The organism is Alteromonas sp. 1_MG-2023 (genome assembly GCF_030547075.1).
Lineage (GTDB): Bacteria > Pseudomonadota > Gammaproteobacteria > Enterobacterales > Alteromonadaceae > Alteromonas.
The window spans coordinates 63,183-82,382 of the sequence record NZ_JAUOQH010000004.1; the positions used below are offsets into that span (position 1 = coordinate 63,183).

The 19,200-nt window shown below is 42.0% G+C and carries 13 protein-coding genes; 2 read left to right on the plus strand and 11 right to left on the minus strand.

The genetic code is table 11. The annotated features are described in order from the left end of the window. Window positions 1–8: 8 nt before the first annotated feature. From dndE to Q4561_RS05535, 10 genes are all read right to left on the minus strand, one after another. Window positions 9–359, minus strand: a complete 351-nt coding sequence (dndE, locus tag Q4561_RS05490; protein WP_303458202.1) for a DNA sulfur modification protein DndE — start codon at window positions 357–359, stop codon at window positions 9–11. Next, the gene (gene dndD, locus Q4561_RS05495) at window positions 359–2,347 is read right to left on the minus strand and encodes a DNA sulfur modification protein DndD (protein WP_303458203.1); all 1,989 of its coding nucleotides are present in this window, start codon (window positions 2,345–2,347) and stop codon (window positions 359–361) included. Before dndD ends, dndE begins: the two co-directional genes overlap by 1 nt. Continuing rightward, window positions 2,344–3,969 carry a DNA phosphorothioation system sulfurtransferase DndC gene (locus Q4561_RS05500; protein WP_303458204.1) on the minus strand — a complete coding sequence of 542 codons (1,626 nt, stop codon included), beginning with the start codon at window positions 3,967–3,969 and terminating at the stop codon, window positions 2,344–2,346. Before Q4561_RS05500 ends, dndD begins: the two co-directional genes overlap by 4 nt. Then, complete coding sequence (gene dndB / locus Q4561_RS05505) at window positions 3,966–5,051, minus strand: DNA sulfur modification protein DndB (RefSeq protein WP_303458205.1); 1,086 nt, start codon at window positions 5,049–5,051, stop codon at window positions 3,966–3,968. The genes Q4561_RS05500 and dndB overlap by 4 nt, the downstream gene beginning before the upstream one ends. A 173-nt stretch (window positions 5,052–5,224) precedes the next feature. Further along, a complete protein-coding gene (locus tag Q4561_RS05510; protein ID WP_303458206.1) occupies window positions 5,225–7,093 on the minus strand; it encodes a DNA phosphorothioation-associated putative methyltransferase in 1,869 nt (622 codons plus the stop codon). Next, window positions 7,093–7,773 carry a hypothetical protein gene (locus tag Q4561_RS05515; protein WP_303458207.1) on the minus strand — a complete coding sequence of 227 codons (681 nt, stop codon included), beginning with the start codon at window positions 7,771–7,773 and terminating at the stop codon, window positions 7,093–7,095. Before Q4561_RS05515 ends, Q4561_RS05510 begins: the two co-directional genes overlap by 1 nt. Window positions 7,774–7,883: 110 nt before the next feature. Next, on the minus strand, window positions 7,884–8,330 hold the full coding sequence (locus tag Q4561_RS05520) for an L-lactate permease (RefSeq protein WP_368411519.1): 447 nt from the start codon (window positions 8,328–8,330) through the stop codon (window positions 7,884–7,886). A gap of 59 nt (window positions 8,331–8,389) precedes the next feature. After that, a complete protein-coding gene (locus tag Q4561_RS05525; protein ID WP_303458208.1) occupies window positions 8,390–10,330 on the minus strand; it encodes a sialate O-acetylesterase in 1,941 nt (646 codons plus the stop codon). A 40-nt stretch (window positions 10,331–10,370) separates the two neighbouring features. Beyond that, a complete protein-coding gene (locus Q4561_RS05530; RefSeq protein WP_303458209.1) occupies window positions 10,371–12,650 on the minus strand; it encodes an FAD-dependent oxidoreductase in 2,280 nt (759 codons plus the stop codon). Between the two features lie 17 nt (window positions 12,651–12,667). Then, window positions 12,668–14,323: a sodium:solute symporter family protein gene (locus Q4561_RS05535; RefSeq protein ID WP_303458210.1), complete on the minus strand. Its 1,656-nt coding sequence runs from the start codon at window positions 14,321–14,323 to the stop codon at window positions 12,668–12,670. Window positions 14,324–14,756: 433 nt separating this feature from the next. On the opposite strand from Q4561_RS05535, the gene Q4561_RS05540 reads away from it, so the two are divergent. Continuing rightward, on the plus strand, window positions 14,757–17,390 hold the full coding sequence (locus Q4561_RS05540) for a TonB-dependent receptor (RefSeq protein ID WP_303458211.1): 2,634 nt from the start codon (window positions 14,757–14,759) through the stop codon (window positions 17,388–17,390). Between the two features lie 106 nt (window positions 17,391–17,496). Further along, complete coding sequence (locus Q4561_RS05545; RefSeq protein WP_303458213.1) at window positions 17,497–18,246, plus strand: hypothetical protein; 750 nt, start codon at window positions 17,497–17,499, stop codon at window positions 18,244–18,246. Window positions 18,247–18,270: 24 nt separating this feature from the next. Here Q4561_RS05545 and Q4561_RS05550 read toward each other — a convergent pair whose 3' ends face one another. Further along, window positions 18,271–19,134 (minus strand): alpha/beta hydrolase, encoded by an 864-nt coding sequence (locus Q4561_RS05550; RefSeq protein ID WP_303458214.1) that lies wholly within the window; start codon window positions 19,132–19,134, stop codon window positions 18,271–18,273. Window positions 19,135–19,200 lie beyond the last annotated feature (66 nt).

The following is a 19,200-nucleotide window of genomic DNA, read 5'->3' on the forward strand; positions in this document are numbered from 1 at the left end:
TAACGACTTCACAGATAGCTAATAAAATTGGTAATAGATTTAATATTACGCAAAGAGCTAATACCATGCTCAACATGAGCCGCCCAAGCTTGTTGAAGCTGCTTACCCTCTAACTCTGGGTAAGTATGCTTCAACAACAGCTCTGTTATTTCTTGGGTTTGTCCTAACCAAGTAATCTTGTCCAATGTTAGGCTACCGTTGGTAGCGTAGTCCGTTGTTGGATCATATATATAATCAGACTCTATCGAACGGAAAAAGGCGATACGCGCTGACACGTTTGGGGTTACACCCGTGTAGCCTTTCAATTTCTTGAGTTGCTCTTCTACAGTACGTGATAGTTGCATTCTATTAGGTAGCATTAGGAAATCTCCGCTTTTTTATTTGCCCAAAAGTAACCCTCGGTTACTGATGAACAGCGTGTGGCTTCGTCAAAATTGATTTCAAACGCATGCGAAACTTCAGGCTGTAAAATAGAGTAGAAGTCTGCGTCAACTTCTGTATCCGTAGATAGAAGAATGACCTGCTCTCCAGCTTCTGGGAAATAATGCTTTATTAGCTTGTCTCTGTGCTTAGAATCGAGTCTACCAAGCGGAGTATCCACAACAACAGGAAGTACTTTTCCTGATAACTTGCCCAAGGCTTCTAGTATAGCGAAGGCAAAAATTTGCTTTTCACCAGCAGAAAGCGATTTTCTATTAATTTCCATACCGTCGAGGTCGACTAGTGCTACGTCGAAAGTTTCCGGGTCGATCTTAGCTGTCAGCTTCAGGTCTTCTTTTCTAGCGAGTTTCCGGTAGGCCAAGGCAAATAGCTCTTCAAGTTGAGACACTCTTAGCTGTGTTAATTTATTAGAAAATTCGTTTAACGCTCCTTGTGTTGAGTTAACTCGTGCCACTGCTTTTTGTAACGATTTCTCATTCTTCTGTTGGTTGAAAAGCTTTTCTAGCCTTTTAGCCAGCTCTAATGCCTTAGCCATGGCCACTTGAGCTTTCTGAAGTACGTCTTTGTAAATGTCCTTTTCTTTTACTATCGCTTTATCTAGTTCTCGTAGGCGCTCATAAAGGCCAACCAGTTCCTTTTCGTCTGGCGCTCTTTGAATTCTAAGCGTTAGCGAGTCTAAATCGGATTCAGCTGCAGTTAATTCAGAAAGGGTGTTGCTCAACCTAGTTTTTGATTCATTTGAATCGTCGCGTAAGCTTTCAAGCCGATGGAACTCTCTATCAGAGATATCTAGGCTTATAGTGCCTTCAGCACTTATACGCCCATCAGTTTCTACATAGGTTTTAAGTAGCTCATTAACTTGCGCTTCATCTGCCTCTAGAGCTGCTGATAATGTAGTCGCAAGCTTTTCAGTTTGTGCTAGAAACTGCTCGTTGAAAGATTTATTTGCTTTAAGTTTTTTCTCACTTTCAAGTTGTTGGAACAGCCCGCTTATGGCATTTGGCGCTAAGGATAAAGGAAAAGCACCATCTAGTTCATGAAGTACCTTACCTTTAATGGTATCTATTTCACGCTCGAGCGACTTTTGTTTACCCTTTTCTTCGTCCCTAGTAATAGCAAAAGCGCCGCCACGTTCTTGAATGCTTTTTTCGATTTGACTCATTTCAAAGCGAAGGCTGGTGATCTTCGGATAAAGCTCATTCGCCTGTTCTTTGTAAGCGTCTGCTTCTGCTTTAAAGCTTTCTTTTTGCTTTTGAAGGTCTGTAATTTCTTTTTGAATAGTGGCTGAAGCTTTACCCTCACTTTCTTTATTCAGATATATATCTAAATCAATATTCAGCCTTTCTATAATATCTAAGCCCAGCAGCTTTTGAACGGCTTCTTTAAGGTAAACACCGGTATCATCTTCAGCTAATTCAGCGATTTTCTCACCGTCAAAAAAGAACAAGTCTCCTATACCTGGAGGAATCATTTCTGAAATAATTGACTGGATTTGCTCTGAGGTTAAGTTTGAATCTTCGTCTGCGTGTTCAAAGCTTATATTTTCTTTACCATCAACGCCCCAAGTTCGAGTGATAGTAAAAACGCCGTGTTTACCTTGGTGAGTGTGCGTGAACTCCAGGCTAATTGACGCTTTAGCCGAGTTGTCTTCTTTCTTTGCTTTATTGTTTAACTGCTGGGAAAGGTAATCTGCATACTCTTTATTATTTGGAATAGAGCTAAGTGCGCGTCTTCCCAATAGAAGCAGGCGTATGGCAGTAAGAATAGATGTTTTGCCAGCACCATTTAAACCACCGAAAAGAATGATTGGCTTAGATAGCAGCCCGTCTTTTTTAGGCTGTACATCAAGAGAGTGCTCACCGTTGAACACCCTAAAGTTTTTCATGGTTAGCTCTTTAAAAATCATAACTGCATCTCCTTATTCAAAGATGCTGTGATGGCGGCTAACTCTGCTTCGTAGTCTTGCACTTCTTTCGACTGATTAATCTGATTTTGCCTACTGTCTTTATTCTGTTTGATAATTTCTTCAGCTGACTCCCAATCTTGCTGAATAAGTCTTCCTATTTTTTTGTAAATACCAGTGCGTCGGGAAAGGCCAGACATTGAAATTTCAAGACTTATAAGCTTTCTAACTAAATGCGGAGATACGCCATACTCTGGTGCGATATCTGATATCAGCGCCGAGTCTTCGCGACTAAATTGATTCGTATCATCAATGGCCCAATCGAGGTCGAAACCGAATACTTCTCTGAAAATTACTGGCAAATCATCGTCCCAATCAGGCTCATTCGGGTCATTGAGCCACTCGTGCCTTACAGCGTGAAGTTCTGGAATAGTAATTAACTCAAGGTCTTTTTGTATAGTTGATAATTTCTTCTGTATTGTAAGCAGTAATTTCAAAGCTATTTTGCGATATTTAAGTTTGTAAGGGCCGGTCGTATAGTCATCGGTAAGAATTTTTTCACCGTCTTCTTTCAGCGTTTTAAATGCTAATCGCCCGTCTCTTCGTATATGGCTTCGATATTTTTTCTTGAGTGTTGGAGAAGTACTTCTAGATAAAATGTTACGAAACTTAAGCAAGGGGAGCATCCATGTCTCGCCATTTTGGATAAGACTTTCCATGGCTCTATCTTTTGTAACTACTGTACATGTCCAACATCCAAAACGAGAATTTCCGCATGAAGGAGTAGTTTCATCTATTACCATTGGGCACTCGCCCTGCCCAGAAGAGTCTTTATATAAGTTCCACAACACAAGATTTTTACCGCCCCACGGGGTTTCCCATTCGAGGTCGTATTTATCAAACCATTTATTTTTGATTCCGTAAGGAGTCTCTGTTTGCGTAAGGTGACAGAAACGTAAAATCTTCCACACATCATCAACGGCCCACATATCAATGGGCGTGTAAATAAACGCATTTGAAAGTGTAGTGTGCTTTGCCAAATCCGAGCCATCTATTTTGTGCTTTGCAATAACTTGAGCTCTTGATGCACTCTCTTGCGAGCGTGAACCTAAAACAACAACGACTTCATCATATTGGCTTACTTTATCGGTTATAAATGAACTTACCGGATCAATCTTCATCCGTTCGGTACACCATCTAAAGTTACGAGTTGGTGCTGGATAACCTTTTCCAAGTAAATTGCTCCAAAACGTTTCATTTGTTTTGGGTACAACTTTATGTGAAGTTATAGGAAGGTTATCTCTCGCAGCCCCGCGCTGAATGGCCTCTAAAGAACGATTTACGTGGTTTACTACAATGGGAGTCTCAACTAGAGTGTCTGAGGCGACAACAAACACTTTCTTATGACGCTCCTCTGGCTTCAGGCCCAACAGAGCTAAATATATGAGCACTACCACTGCTGACGAGTCTTTACCGCCGCTATAACCAACTACCCAAGGCCGTGAATCTTTCAGATACACTCGTTGCACACTAGCAACATATTCAGCCAGGGGCTGGCCTGCAAAATCTTCTTGGTCTATAAATTCAATATAATCGTCGAGGTCGAATTGTTTGGCTAATGTCATGTGTTAAGTAAGTCTTTTTCTTTCTGCAGGTCTTCTTGATCTAAGTCGAGACCTAATTGACGTTTAATTTCTAATGCTGTTAGAAATATGTTTGAGCTGGCTTTGGATAGCTTTCCGTGCATCATTGCTCTTTTAACCCATTCGGGATTCGACTTTCGCCAATCAATGGCTTGAAACTTTTTAATTTTTTCTATCTGTTTGTCTTCTGGAAAGTCGAGAAGCTGGTGACCGACGATTGCAATGGCCTGAAGCGCAATCCCATGTGCAGTGAGATACTCTTGGCGAAATTCGCTTACAGCGAGCTTCTTTTCCTGAACAAGAAGCCATTCGGTCATATTATCATTAATACATTCCCAAAACTGCAGTGCTACTTCTTTTTCATCATCTGAAATGTCATCCTTTGGCCCTTTTGCTAAAAGCGCTCGTGTCGCGTGTTTAATCGCGCTCAGTGCAAATATTTTATTACTTTTAACAGGAATACTTCCTTTTTCCATTTCGGTAAAACCAAGGAAAGGTTTTGCTGAGGTGGCCAAGTATTTAGCTACTCTAGCTCCAGGATCTCTTTCATCATAAAGAGTGGACAGTGATGAGGACGGTCGGATAGCGTGTTGGTTCAAATCTGCAAACATTTGCTGACTTCTGTTTAGGCCCTCATCGATATAAAAAACGATTGCAATGTTATCTTGGCCAAGTTCAGGCTTTAGTTTTATAGCTTCTTCTATAGCTGCCCGACGATGTTGCCCGTCGTTGATCAAAATACTCGTATTCATTGAAACTTTTAACGTACCGATGTTAGGTGCATTATCTTGTTCTACGAATGAAACATCGCTGCCCACCGATGCCGTTAATGCAGAGAAAACATAGTCATCAGGATTGTCGACTAAATACCTACTCATCTCTGGTATGCGTGCTTTATTCAGAGTTCGCTGTGCGCGCAACTCCGGCGGTACTTCTTCTTCATCATATATAAAGATTTTAGGTATAATCCTTAAAGGGCAGGTGGCGATGTAAAACGGTCGCCCAGCCTGCACGCCTCTTACGGCGGGAAAGGAGTAACAGAAATCGTTGTCTAAAGAAGTCATTTATTTACCTTCCATGATTAATTACGTAAAATTTTTACGTAAAAATGATAAAAAGTAAACTATTTTTACGTAAAATTGTTATTTTTACAGATATGTTATTTGAGGGATAGCTAGATAGCTGAGGTTAACGTGTTGAGAGGTGAATAACTATTTGGACTTGAGAATGGTTTTATTTAATGAACAAAATCTTGTTTATTTGCTAACTCGACTTCGCTTTGGTCACCAACATAATCAAAAAAATCGACATCTTGCTCAGCCATTTTTATTTTAACGCGCTCCTTTAATAAGGGAGTATCTTGGGTATCAAATTCCTCATAGCCTAGAAGCGTTAGCTTGCCTGATGTTATATGAATTTTAATCAGTTGAATATCTTCCAGTTCCCCATAAAGCTGCAATGCAGAACTTACATAAACTCGTAAAAGTGGAGATAGAAGATCAAGATACATCTTATGAAAAGTAAGAGAGTGTGGATTTCCAAGTTCTTCTGCCAATACACTTTTAGGCAGGGTACTGTGTGCCTCTAAACATTCCTCTTCAATAAGCGCTACATCTGCTATTTGAAACAACAGTTCTTTAGCTTGGGCTTGGGCGTTTTTGTTTGTATCAAAAAATGCTTTTATATCTCGTTTCGTTTGTTCTGATTGATATCGATATGGCTTACGTTTTCCAAAGTATCCCACCGCAAAGTAAACTAGTAAATCTTCTAAACGCATTTGCTGTGCTACTTTGAAATCATCATTAACATAGTAGTTTTGACAAAGTCTAAATGCCTTTTTCATAGTGCCCACTAGCTCAATAAGCTCGTCGGCTTTTGCAAACTCTTCTTTCGCTGGAGCTCGCCCTAGTAATAGGCAAACTTTCCAATATTCATCGAATAATTCACTATGCTTAGTAAACAAAAGCTGAGTGTTGGCTTCTTTAATATCTATTGGCTTAGATTTATGTTCCCAATCTTGCTTTCGTCTATGTCTGTTTTGTAAGTAGTCTTGCTCAAGAAGTTTATCTTTGAAAACAAAATAAATACCGGGTGCTACAGCTATAGCCGATTCCTCTAGGCTAAGCTCAATGAACATCTTAAGTTCGCTTTGCGTAAAGTATTTTTGAAACGTATTTCGGCTAGTGATAATGCCGTCTTTGTATGGCGTGAAGCGTGCCAAGTAGCTTTCGTTTGCTAACATTGCTGAAATTACTAGTAATTTATCTGTTAGCTCCCATGCACCTTGTATGGCTTCCATTCGCTCATTGCGTTCTTCAATAACATTAATTACGAAGCCAATATTTACAAGGTCAGCGTTTACTTTATCTGCATCGGGTAAGAAGTTCGGATCCCATCCAAGTGCATCTAGTCCATGAGCTTCTAATTCGCGAAGGTCATCACCTCTGCCGCAGCCATAATCAAAAATAGTGTACTGACCATCTAAAAAGCTATGTTTTGCTAGCACTTTCATAGGTGCTGACAAGTCATACCGAACGATGGCCGTTTTATCGCGTTCTATCTTTTTCTTATCTGGGTTTGATATAAGCGCTGAGTTTCTAAATAGTCTGCCATCTACAAGTTCATAGCCATGAGAATTAATGAGTGCTTCCCATGAAGCTTTAAAGCCAATATGCCGAGAGTTGTCATAAAGGCCTGCTTGCTCGCCTTCTGCTGTAATTTGTACGAATTCTTCGTAGTAAGAATAACCAGGTAACACCATCGTTTCTTTGCGATGAAGAATAGGAGGGTTATCGTAGTTCGAATAATCTGTAATTTTATGCGACAACTTGTGAAGATCTACAGTTACACTTTGTTGTAAAGCCGGATAAGATTCTTCGTTAAACGTTGGGTAGTGCAACAAGCTAAGCGTAAATTGTTTTCTAGAAAGCTTAACTAAATTCCACTGATCACGCGGTATTTTTAGCGCTTTTCCTATCGCCAAGATTACATTACGAAGCTTTTCTGGAATTTTAGGTAGTGTGCTGTCGTGAATGTAAATAGCATCAGAAAGCTTCTTGCCGAAGTCTAGCTCTGCTACTTGTGACTTAAATAGTTTCGCGTCCATTATATTTGCTCCGCAAGCTGCTTTGCTTGTTCTCCATAAGCCCTTTTCGAGGGATATCTTCTGCCATTTTCACTAACATTCATTAGCTGTAAATGTTGTTGAGGATCCGTTAAATGAATACTCACATGAAGCGGCCTATCATCTCCGTAATAATAGATACGGTCGAAGTTAAACTGATTAACGATGAGGCGAACTATGTCTGAAGTTGGAACACCCTTGATATAGAAATCACAGGCAGCTCCACCTCTACTGCAAATTTGTTTGCCTGCGCTATTTTTCTCGTAAGCAGAATGCTGATCTAGCGAGGGAGCAGTGCCACTGGATGAAAATTTTTGTACATAACTTTTAAGCGCAAATGATGTAAAGCCATAGGTTATTGATGGGGTGCCTAATTGCCTTTTGAGTGGCATTAAAATTTGATGCACCATGCTTTCCAAAGCCGCTCTGGAATCTTCAGCTATTGGTTTATTTGATTGCTCAAAAGAATGCTTATTAGTATGCCAATTGATGAGCTCTTTACCTGAAGGGTGGTCTAGCAACGAGTATTCTGAAGGAATCGAGTAAAGGTATGAACGCCCTTGTTTTTCAAACTCGATACCGCCTTCTGAGCGCAGATGCATTAGCTGGCAATCGGAAATTTTTAATATCGCTTTTATTTCGTCGCTATTCAGTTTAGTCATTTATCTTTAGGCTGTTTTTTAGCAAAACACGGTTGGTTTAATACTACCCGTAATTTCATTAAAAAGTGAATAGCACCTTGCCTTCCTATTGAGATGCTGTCCGATATGAATTACCCACCAACCCCAAGCCCAACTCGAACTAATAAGACCCCCATGCCCCCAGCCACAACAGCGAACACGGCCAGTATCAATGATGTGCTTTTTAAAATGTCGCCGTCGCGGTTTTGCAAACCGAGAATAGCGGTTACTGCCACTATGTTATTTATGCACACCATGTTGCCCATGGCTGCGCCTACACTTTGTAGTGCCAGTATTGTAGTAAGGGGTAATGACAGTTGTTCGGCAATCGTGGTTTGAATTCCAGCGAAGGTTAAATTCGAAATAGTGGCCGACCCTGAAAAAAATGAGCCTAGCGCGCCTAATAGCGGCGCGAAGAAGGTCCAGTTTGCGCCGGTTATTTGTGCCAGATGATGGCCTATTTGGGCTACCGCTGCGCTGTTTTGGCCAGAACTGTCGCCAAGCATCATCATGTTTACAAAGATAAGTGCACCTAGCATGGCGAAAAAAGGTGTTCATATGTGTGAGAGTGTTTGCGTTTCTTTACCTTTATCGAAAACTATTTTTCGTCGATGTTACATCGGCTTTTTACAGGTAACTTGGCTGGATACGCAGGTAGTCGTTTGTCATTCGATAAATTTGCGCGGGTTGGATTGCTTTGCCACGCATAGGAAATAGTGGCGATCTTGTGGGCATCTTTTACCTTCAAAATTACAGAGGTTGGGGTTAACTCACCTTCTACCCATCGATAATGCGAGCCATTTTCACTAATAGCGAAGCCTTGTACATTATTATCTGACCCTGTTATCTCCAGTGGATAAAATTTACTGTGAACTTCTATTTTATTATCGCTCAATGTTTGTGCGCAAGTAAGTGCAGGTCCTTGAAAAGCAAAGCTGGGTTTGTTGTAGACTTTATTTAAAGCTGCAAATGCCAAGCGCTGACCTACAGCCGCTTTGTTTTTAGGGTGAATGTCGTTCCACTCTCCTAAATCTATTGCCGAAATCATAGCGGTATTATTCAATACCAAACCGCTGGTTTGTGCGGCGCGAATATCCGCCCAGCCAGCATTGCTAGGGTCTTGCTGCGCTTCTAAATAGTTTGCTAACTGCACATATATAAAAGGCAACGTTGGCTGAGAAAGCAATGTGCGCCATTGGGTAATCATGGTGGGAAACAGGCTTCGGTATACAGCGGGCTCCTCGACATTACTCTCACCTTGGTACCAAATTACGCCTTTAAACTGCATGTTAGCTAATGGGGCTAACATGGCATTATAAAGCACCGATGGTTGTTCGTTAATTTTGAACTCAGGACTCGGCATTGGCTTGTTCATACGATGCCCCACCTGATAGCGCCAAAGGCCACTTAGTGAAATCAGTGAATCTTCAAATTTCAATTGATAAGGTTTCGACGGTACAAAACCGGCATGTCCGGCAAGGTGGTGCGACACAACTCTTACCGTAATTTGGTTTGTTCCGGGCTTGAGCACACCAGGGTTTAATGAATAAAGCCGTTGGGGGTATTGATAAAGCGTGCCGCCCACCTTTTCCCCATTTATATACACCTCATCTTGGTCAACAATGCGGCCAAGTTCGAGACGTGTTGCTTCATTGGCTTGTTCCGCAGAAACCCAAAATGTTCGTCTAAACCACATACTGCCGCTAAAGGGTTCTTGTCCTTGGCTTGTCCAGAACCCAGGCACCGTAAGCTGTGGCCAGTGGCTATCGTTAAGGTGTTCTGTGAACCATTTATGGCGTAAACCAAGGTCTTCAAACGCTAATTTATCTTGCCACTGTTGATAGCGGGTTTCATCGATTTGTCGCAAGTGCTCAATGTTACTGGGTTCTTTATTGCGTTTAAGCAAACTTGTTTCTTTAGGGTAGGCCGCTAGCGCACTTTCGCTCATCCAGGCTTGAATACGAGCACCAGCAAATGCGTTGTTAATAATGCCAATAGGTATACCTGTGTGCGCTTGAACATGTTTCGCGAAGAAGTACCCTACAGCGGAAAATGCTTTTAATTCATTTCCCTGCGCAGTTGTCCAATGCCCTTTGGCGATGGTATCTAATGGGCCTTGATAGGCGGCATTACGCTCTACTCTAAATTGGCGAATTTCCGGGAAGTCAGCTGAAAGTACCTCTGTCTCATAGTCACTACCAGCAGTACCAAGAGTATACTCCATGTTAGATTGTCCAGAGGCGAGCCATATATCCCCAAACAATATATTGTTTAATTCAATCCATTGACTGGATGTTCTTATACCTAACTTATGAGGGCCGCCCGCGGCCTGTGCAGGAAACGTAAGGTTCCAAACCCCTTTCTCTATTTCAGCGGATTGCAGTTTTATCCCGTCCATATAAATATCTAGGGTTTCAGGTTTGTCGGAATAACCTTGCAATATAGTCGGCTTATCTCGTTGCAACACCATATCATTCGCAAACTGCGGGGAGAGTGTGACGGCTGCTTCAGCGGAAAATGCTGCGATAAAAGCGAGCATTTTCACCGTGAAATTTAGTCTCATCCTCATAGCGGAGCGATTATTTGACAATGATTTCATAAATTGCAATTGGACAATCTTCGTGGGCTTTCCAAAGTTTAATCCTAAGATTATCGGAAGTTATAGGTGCACTGAAAACGCATGCAACTACTGCCTGATGGTTATCATGTTTCTCGTATAAGACGACGCCCTGATCATCTAAAACCTGAAAACGCTCAACACAAAACGGCACTCTATCTTCAGGGTGGCCGTAAAGCGAAGACTCAAGGGCATGATCAAAGTCTGCGTCAAAGTGCAAAATCAATTCGTTTATGCGCTGTGGTTGTTGCCACTGAAGTGTTAATTCTGCCTCAGAGTGTTCTGTTGCAGCGCACCAAACGTTGCTACGCTGATACGCACGTGTATAGCCATTAGTCAGGTTAGACGTGGTAAAACAATTTAACGGAGGGTTGATTGATAAAGCAATGTTGTGACCGCCAGGACGCCTCTCGGGTGTCCAAAATTCAAACTCATCAACACCTTTGTCACCTTCTACCGTTTGCTTACCTGTATTAGACACTGCTTTGTTAACTCCATTAAACACTGAAACCAGTGATGAAACACGACGAGTAGTACAGGCAATTTCAATGTCAGGGTTTGCCAAAAAGCACAATAACGCATACTGGTCTTCAGCTAGGGTTTCAGCGAATTTAATATCGAGTTGATGCTCGCCGGCTTCTAACTGATATCGCTGCTGCCCAAGAATAACCTCAGGGGTATAGTTGGTTGCTTTTTCACTGTGGCGTAACTGGACACAAAGGGTAGTGGGCTTAGCAGCTCGCACGTTAACCGTGAATTGATAGGCTGTGCCCTGTTGCAATGGCAACAATTGACCTGCTGAAATGTTAAGTGGCCGCCACGGGCCATTGCTTGGCAGTTCATCCAGTAGAAGCTGGCTGGAGGCGCTAATGTTAGCCTTACTTGCCAGATTAAATTGGGGTTGCATCGGCACATTGGGGATAAAGTGCCCTTTTTCGTTAAGATTTTGCTGCAACTGCTTTATATGTGAGGCTTGCAGTAAATCTGTGGTGGAACAGTTTTGCTGAAGACAATAGGCAACTGCTTCACCAACCGCATGGCCACCGTGTCCGCAGGTTGCCATTACACGGGTAGATCCAAACGCAATATGTGAGGAGCTAATAATACGCCCCGCATAAAATAGGTTATCAATATCTTTACTGACAAATGCGCCTAAAGGGATTTGGTAAACCCCTTTGGTGTGATATTGGGTGCACGGCGGTTTATTACTGTAAACGCCATCGCCGGGGTGGTGGTCAATTGCCCAGCCTCCAAAAGAAACTGCATCATCAACATCTCGCTGTTCTACGATATCCTGTTGTGTAATAAAAGAATGCCCAATAAACCGGCGGCTCTCTCGTTTACCAGGGATTGTACCTACCCACTCTAATGTGAGGTTGTCGACGTTTTCAAAATTGCCACTGTTTTTAATGTAATCCCATATACCGTAAACCACTTTCCACAATTGCCATTTAATTTCTTCCGATTCGCCAATAGTCTCACTATTGCCTCCGTATTCGAGCCACCACAGGCGAGGGCCAACATCTTGACTGCGAATACGCTTCATTCTGTCTTCGGTCATGCCGTCAATTGATGCAAACGAAGGTGCTACGTATTTAACAGGCTTACCTGCATCTTTGCTGTAGAAATAGATTGAGTGCCCTAACAGTTCCTTTCCTGGCTCGTCTGGCGCCATTTTTTCCGAAAACTCGTCTTTTGCTTCTGCGCCCATACGAAACTCTGCACCCGCCTGAAATGCTACAATTCCATCTCCAGACGCATCACAAAAATAAGTCCCATGCAGTTCATAAAATTTACTGTTTTGGGAACAAAAACCTTCCACAGAGGAAATTTTATTGTCTGTATTTTTGTATGTGGCATGTACTGAGGTATTGAGCAATAAGGTAATGTTTTTCTCTTCCACCACCTTTTCTAACATGATGGTATCGAAAATTAATGCGTTGCCTTCTTTATTTCGAAACAAGTTTTCTAATAGCAGCTCACCAATTACTCCCCCTTCGCGTGACCAACGATTGTTATTACCCATGTGGGAGGTTGCTCCTAATACCCACAAGCGAACTTCGCTAGAAGCGTTACCGCCTAGGACAGGACGATCCTGCACTAGTGTTACTTTCACGCCAGCTCGGGCTGCGGATATAGCACAGCAAACGCCAGCTACCCCTCCTCCAACTACAACTAGGTCTGACTTAATTGTTTCTACGGTAGATGTCCTGCCTGTTGGTTCGCTCAGTTCGTGATACATGATTGCGTACTCCTAAATTATTTTAATCTTCTTAACAAAAACCATAGCGAAGGCAGGGCAATGCTAATTCCAACACTAAAAGTTTCGGTATTGGCTGAGTTGGATACAGCACTTAAAATCATCAGTAATATGCCGATAGCAAGTACGCCTATTGCAAGTACCTTTTTGCTGTAATCGTTGTCAGTGGTTTGTACTTCACTATTTAATTGCTGTGCGGATGCCCGGTTTAATTGGTATGCCCGATAGTTATCGTAGTCAGGATTAGCATTGCGATTACGAGCGAAGTATATTTCAAACCCAATGAGGCATAGTACTGGGGTGACAACCCCTAACATCATTTCCCATTCTCTGCTTAGCGATAGGTCAAATAGTGTTGGTGCTACAAATTTGAAAAAACCATTAATCAATAAACTAAAAAAAGTGGTTAACAGCAGACTTTTGCCAGTTTGGCGTCTTGAAAAAATTGCCCATATAGGGGGTAAATAAAGTGATGCACCAGTAAGTGCTGCGATGCTTAGGACGACTTCAACAATTCCTCCCATGCTTTGTACCGCCACGGCCACACCTATCGCTAAAAATCCGAAAACAAAGGTTGAGATTCGTGCTGCCTTCATAAGGCGTTGAGGGGGATAGTCAGGTTTGAACGACTTCAGTAGATCATTGGTGAACACACCCGCCGCGATGTTGATTGCAGTATTCACTGAGCTTGCGGTCGCAAATACCATAGCAGCTAGTATCAAACCTAGTAGTCCTTCAGGTAGCACCAATTTGCTCATAAGCAAATAGGCTTCCTCTGCTTCTGTGCCAGATAAATCTGGATTAATAACTCGATATATCATCGGAGGGACCATCCAAATTATTGGCGCTACTAAGTACAAGCTACCAAATAGTAAACCTACTTTTCGGGCTTCTCTGGGCTTAGCTACACTGGTGTAGCGTTGCACGTACGCCCAGTTACCACCAATGAAAACGGTGTTGTAGATTAAAAATGCCACCAGAAAAAGCCAGCTGTAGTTTTCATTCTGTAAGGCTAAAAAACCTTGTGGTAGCTTATTGATAAAGGTATTAACCCCGCCAACTTCACCAAATGCCAAAGGAATCATGATAAGCACGGCTGCGGTTAGCACCACAAACTGTAATACATCAGTTACTAATACTGCCCAAAGACCACCAACAGTGGTGTAAGCAATAACGAACAACCCTAATACCAAAATAGCCAGGTTCAGAGGAATGCCAGTGGAAACCTCAATAATCTTTCCTACTGGATAAAGAAAAGCGCCCGCAGTAAACAAATTAATAAACAAAAAAGCGGAAGAGTAGACTTTTTGCACCGATTTTCCGGCTCGATGTGTAAGAAAGTCAGCAACAGTTAAGGCTCGGGTTTTATTCCAAGCAGGCGCAATAATGTAGCCAATAATGAGCCCAGCAACAGCCATGGTAGATTGAATAACAACTGCCACCAGGCCGTCGCTATAAGCAATAGAGCCCCACACTACAAAGGTGCCTACTGAAAAAAAGCTCATAAAAAGAGAAAGTCCGCTTATCCACCAAGGCACCGCGCCGCCAGCAGCAAAAAATGACGACATGCTCTTACCACTGCGAGAGAACATTAGCCCGAGAAATAAAATAATTAATGCAAATGCGATAGCAACGTAATAATCAAATTGGTTCATAAAGATTCTTTTAAACGATTGGAGCCATAAACCCCAATAATAACGACAATACACTGCAATCAGAGGGTTATCGGTTTAACCTAAGCAATGTAACGATATATTGTGGTTAGTCATAAAGGTGTTGTTACCACACGAATAATATAAATAATGTGTCACTATTAGAAACAAGTCAATGTGAATTTATTGTTAATATTGATTGTTTTTATAAAGAGCTTTTCTTTGTAATGCTATGTTCTGTTATCTTAACTTCATTTTAAGTAGGTTGGGCGGGTTTTTGTTGCTGGTTAATGAAATGTTTAAAATGTAAAAAATTTGATCCAAAATTCCTTGTAATGTGTCTATAATAGATTTATAAGTATTTTAGGTATACGGACACACGTGATGAGCCAGATTACTCTGTCAAGTGTGATGTCTTGTTAATCAAGGGGGCACAATGAATAATTTTAAAATACACAATTTAAAGCGTAATAGCATAGCTACAGCAATTATCACTATGAGTACTGCAGCGTTGACGTTGCCGGGCTACGCACAGGCTCAGCAAGATGAAAAGAGCACAGAAGAAGTTGAGCTTATTCAGGTAACCGGTATAAGAAGCCAGCTCACTCAAGCCGTTGCCACTAAACGGGATAGTGTCCAGTTTGTTGATGCGATTTCCGCAGATGATATGGGTAAGTTACCGGATACTAATGTCGCTGAGTCTTTACAAAGGGTTTCAGGTGTACAATTGGAACGGGGAATTGGAGAAGGTAGCGCCATCTCTATTCGTGGTTTAAGTCAAAATGTAATTTTGGTGAATGGCCGTCAAGTGACTACAGCGGGTGGCCGCGGTGATAAGGGGCCAGATACTCTGGAGTCTTCGTCATATAGTATGTTATCCCTTATTCCTTCTAGTTTGGTGTCTAGCTTAGAGGTGTCGAAATTACCCAGTGCAAGGGAAATTGAGGGCGCGTTGGGTGGGGTTGTAAACATCAAGACTCGTCGTCCATTAGACAATGATGGGCAAAAAGTTGTAGCTAGCGTTACTGGCTCCTACAATGATTTGTCGAAAGACAATGGCACTGAAGCATCTATTTATTATTCAAATAGTTTTTTTGAAAATACCCTAGGTATACAAGTTGCCGCCTCAAAAGCTAGTTTGGTTTTTCAAGAGGAAGGACTTAATACATTCTCAGGCTATAGTTATGATGCCTCGGTAACTGCCGACCCAAATGAAGAAACGTTGGTTTTTAATGATATACGATATTGGGAAATCAATGACAAACGTGAAAGGACCGGCTTGAATGCCATGATACAGTGGCAACCAACCGATACGTTGGACCTGTATATCGATAGCTTCTATAGCAAAGTAGATTCAGACCGTGATCGATTCTGGACAGGGTTTTGGACGTGTTGTGGTTATGATAATACCGAAATCTCCGATAATGGGGTGTTAACGTCAGCCAGTATAAACCGACCCGTGCAAACCAATACCGAATTTGCGCCAGCGTTTATGGAATTTACTAGTACTGCAGTAGGTTTTAGGTGGTTTGCAGACGATTGGGAAGTTGAGGGGGAGCTTGCTTACACAGACTCAACTTCTAATTCGCAACAGGATTTCATGCGTTTCCAAACAGCAGAAGCGGCAGAAGTTGATTTTGATTTATTAGCCGGTGATGACGCACCTGATATCATGTTTGGGGGCGCTGATTTAACCTCACCAGAAGGGCTGAACCTAGCCATTATCTATGATAATACGTCTCATAATGAAACCACAGATACCGCGGTTAGATTAGATTTTACGCGTTATTTCGATGATGATTTTTTTACCTCAGTAGAGTTTGGTGGTCGTGCCAATTCTCTCGAGACCGATCATGATTATGTCGCTAGAGCAATTACTCCTAATTTTGCGTTAACTGCGCTACCGCAAATCTATACCATGTACAGCAACAGTAACTTCTTCTCTGGTGATGGCCCAGCAGTTAACGATCAATATTTGGTGGTGGACAAAAGCCAATGGCAAGGTTGTACCACACTGAGTGAGTTTTACGATGCAGCGCAAACCGCAGAATGTGCTACCACCCATGATCTTTCACCTTCTTACGATATCGCTGAGGATTTACTGGCTTTTTATACGCAAGCAAACTTTTCTGGTGAATTAGGCGGCTATGAGGTTTCTGGTAATTTTGGCGTACGTTATGTGCAAAGGGATTTAACTTCAAAAGGTCACTCTGAAGACGTGACTACAGGAGCCGCAACACCATTTACAACCGAAGTGTCACATTCAGAATTTTTGCCTTCTGCTGTGGTCAAATTAGATTTGACCGATGACGTGGTATTACGCTTTGGCGCTGCACGTACACTCACTTTTCCTGATACTTCAGATCTAAGTAGCGGCATCTTTGTCAGGGGAGATTTTACAGCTAACGGCGGTAACCCTGAATTAGATCCATTTGTTATCAATCAGCTAGACTTTTCTGCTGAATGGTATTTTGGTGAAACTAGTATTTTATCTGCTGGTGTGTTTTATAAAGATGTAGAGTCGTTCATTGTAAATACAATCCAACCCCGAGATTTGCCCAACTATAGTCAGCAAGTATTTGTTGAACAACCAATCAATGGTGAAAGCGGTACGATCCAAGGCTTAGAAGTTCTTTATCAGCAAGCGTTTACGGCACTACCAGGGTTTCTGGAAGACACCGGTATTATGGCAACTTATTCCTTTATAGACAGTGAAACACCATTTGAAGATGGTCGTGGCAATAGTTTGCCCATCCCTGGTTTGTCTGAAAATAACATCAATATGGTGCTCTATTATGAGATTGAGTCTTTTGGTGTGCGGCTTGCCTACAACTGGCGAGATGACTATTTGGGCTACTTAGGTGCTGGTGATAACGGCGTATTTTATGAGAGTTATCAGGATTTAGCAGCTACTGCGAACTATAAAATTAATGACCATGTAAGCTTAAACTTTCAAGCTGTTAATTTACTGGATACCAGACAAAAGCAATACGCTGCTTATGAAGAAGCGATACAACGCAATGTTGAGTTTGGAACTACATACAAATTGTCTGTTTCAGTTAACTACTAATGTAAGAGTAGGGAAGCCGCTGTGACAGCGTGACCGTATTTTTAGTACGGTCTAGCTTTCTTTTATGTAAAATGACCTTAACAAAAATAACTTTAACAAGACGATCATGTTCAATTCAAGTTCAAGCCTTAAAAAACACGGTAGCCAGTTAAACCATAGCCTCATTGAAGGAATAAATGTTTTACAAGGCTTAGCTTCATTTGAACGTCCAGTGGGATGTCGTGAATTAGCGCGCTTTTTGGAGCTGGACACCACACGAGTAAATCGCCTTTTGCGAACGTTAGACTATATTGGCTTAGTGCAAAAAAATAATGATCGTAAGTATGTGACGGGACCAGCAATGCTGGTTTTAGCGGCGCAAGGTTTATGTGCTTCAGGTGTCACCACAAAAGCTATTAAGCCATTAGAAGAGCTACGGAAATATGGATTAGTTGTGGCCATGGGAGTGTTATGGCACGACAAGGTTACTTACCTTTATCATTCACTTCCCGATATGGGGGAAGAGAGTCCGCTTGGGCGTTTGGGCTATTTTCCTGCCACTGAATGCGGTACCGGTATTTCTTTATTGTCTGAGCTTGAAGATGAAGAAGTGAGAGGGTTATATCAAGATCGCGATATTCCAGGGTTTCCAGAAGGTGTTGAAAGTTTACTAAGTTCACTTAAACAATTCCGCGAGCAAGGTTATGTGAAGATGCAAACGCATTATAAAACTCACTTACCACACCATTCGGTTACCATCGCCGTCAATGTGAAAGGTAATATGCACAGTTCTATCGCGCTTTCCGGCTGGATCCCAGAAGAAGCTACGGAAGAATTAGTTACGTTATTAAAAAATAAAGCCAAAGAAATTGAATAAGAATAAGTAATTATTTAACCAACGTTAGTCAATAAGTTTATACAGCTTCAGCCACATTTTTAATGCCTCGAACCAGTTGTATTGGTGATACATACCAAAGCCATGCCCGCCATATGGCAATATCAAAAGTTGCACTGGTACCTGTGAATTACGTAGTGCTTGATAATATCTTAGGGAGTTTTCAACAGGTACGTGATTATCGTCATTAGCATGTAATATGAATGCTGGGGGAGCATCTTCGTTTACCTGCATGTCGTTTGAGAAGTAGCGAATATCTGCGGCGCTGGCACGCTCGCCTAATAATAGTGTTTTCGTTCCTAAGTGCGTTATGGGTTGCTCCATGCTGATCACAGGGTAAATTAAAATTTGAAATGCTGGTTTAAGCATTTTGGGATCAGTGGTTAACAGTACCGGTCGGCTATAGTGTACTGCTGCACTTGAGGCTAAATGCCCGCCTGCAGAAAACCCCATTACTCCGATTTTTTTGGCGTTCAGTTTCCATTTAGTCGCGTGAGTATTAACAACATGCAGCGCCTGTTGAATGTCTTGCAAAGGCCCCATCTGGGGGTTGTCCATAGTGTTAGTGGAGGGCATTCGGTATTTAAGAACAAATGCACTAATGCCTAGTTTAACTAACTCAACGGCAATGGCATGGCCTTCCATGTCCACCGATAGACCTCGATAACCACCGCCCGGACAAATGACTACTGCGCTGCCATTGTGCAATTTCGCACTAGGCCAGTAAGCGGTTAATTGTGGTTGGCTAATGTCTATCACAAAACGGCCAGTGGCCTCTTGCGATTCAATAGACTCGTGATCGATAGACGCTCTGGCTCCGGGAATTGGGCTAGAATAAAGTGCCATGCTTTCACTTGTCTCTTTTTGCATTTTATATTCTACTCATTGCACGCAACCGTGCTTTCAGTGCCACAGAATCAATGAACGTTGGACATA

Excerpts from the sequence above, each read along its gene's own strand:
- dndE (WP_303458202.1), bottom strand. The coding sequence starts at position 359 with ATGCTACCTAATAGAATGCAACTATCACGTACTGTAGAAGAGCAACTC.
- dndD (WP_303458203.1), bottom strand. The coding sequence starts at position 2,347 with ATGATTTTTAAAGAGCTAACCATGAAAAACTTTAGGGTGTTCAACGGT.
- Q4561_RS05500 (WP_303458204.1), bottom strand. The coding sequence starts at position 3,969 with ATGACATTAGCCAAACAATTCGACCTCGACGATTATATTGAATTTATA.
- dndB (WP_303458205.1), bottom strand. The coding sequence starts at position 5,051 with ATGACTTCTTTAGACAACGATTTCTGTTACTCCTTTCCCGCCGTAAGA.
- Q4561_RS05510 (WP_303458206.1), bottom strand. The coding sequence starts at position 7,093 with ATGGACGCGAAACTATTTAAGTCACAAGTAGCAGAGCTAGACTTCGGC.
- Q4561_RS05515 (WP_303458207.1), bottom strand. The coding sequence starts at position 7,773 with ATGACTAAACTGAATAGCGACGAAATAAAAGCGATATTAAAAATTTCC.
- Q4561_RS05520 (WP_368411519.1), bottom strand. The coding sequence starts at position 8,330 with ATGCTAGGTGCACTTATCTTTGTAAACATGATGATGCTTGGCGACAGT.
- Q4561_RS05525 (WP_303458208.1), bottom strand. The coding sequence starts at position 10,330 with ATGCTCGCTTTTATCGCAGCATTTTCCGCTGAAGCAGCCGTCACACTC.
- Q4561_RS05530 (WP_303458209.1), bottom strand. The coding sequence starts at position 12,650 with ATGTATCACGAACTGAGCGAACCAACAGGCAGGACATCTACCGTAGAA.
- Q4561_RS05535 (WP_303458210.1), bottom strand. The coding sequence starts at position 14,323 with ATGAACCAATTTGATTATTACGTTGCTATCGCATTTGCATTAATTATT.
- Q4561_RS05540 (WP_303458211.1), top strand. The coding sequence starts at position 14,757 with ATGAATAATTTTAAAATACACAATTTAAAGCGTAATAGCATAGCTACA.
- Q4561_RS05545 (WP_303458213.1), top strand. The coding sequence starts at position 17,497 with ATGTTCAATTCAAGTTCAAGCCTTAAAAAACACGGTAGCCAGTTAAAC.
- Q4561_RS05550 (WP_303458214.1), bottom strand. The coding sequence starts at position 19,134 with ATGCAAAAAGAGACAAGTGAAAGCATGGCACTTTATTCTAGCCCAATT.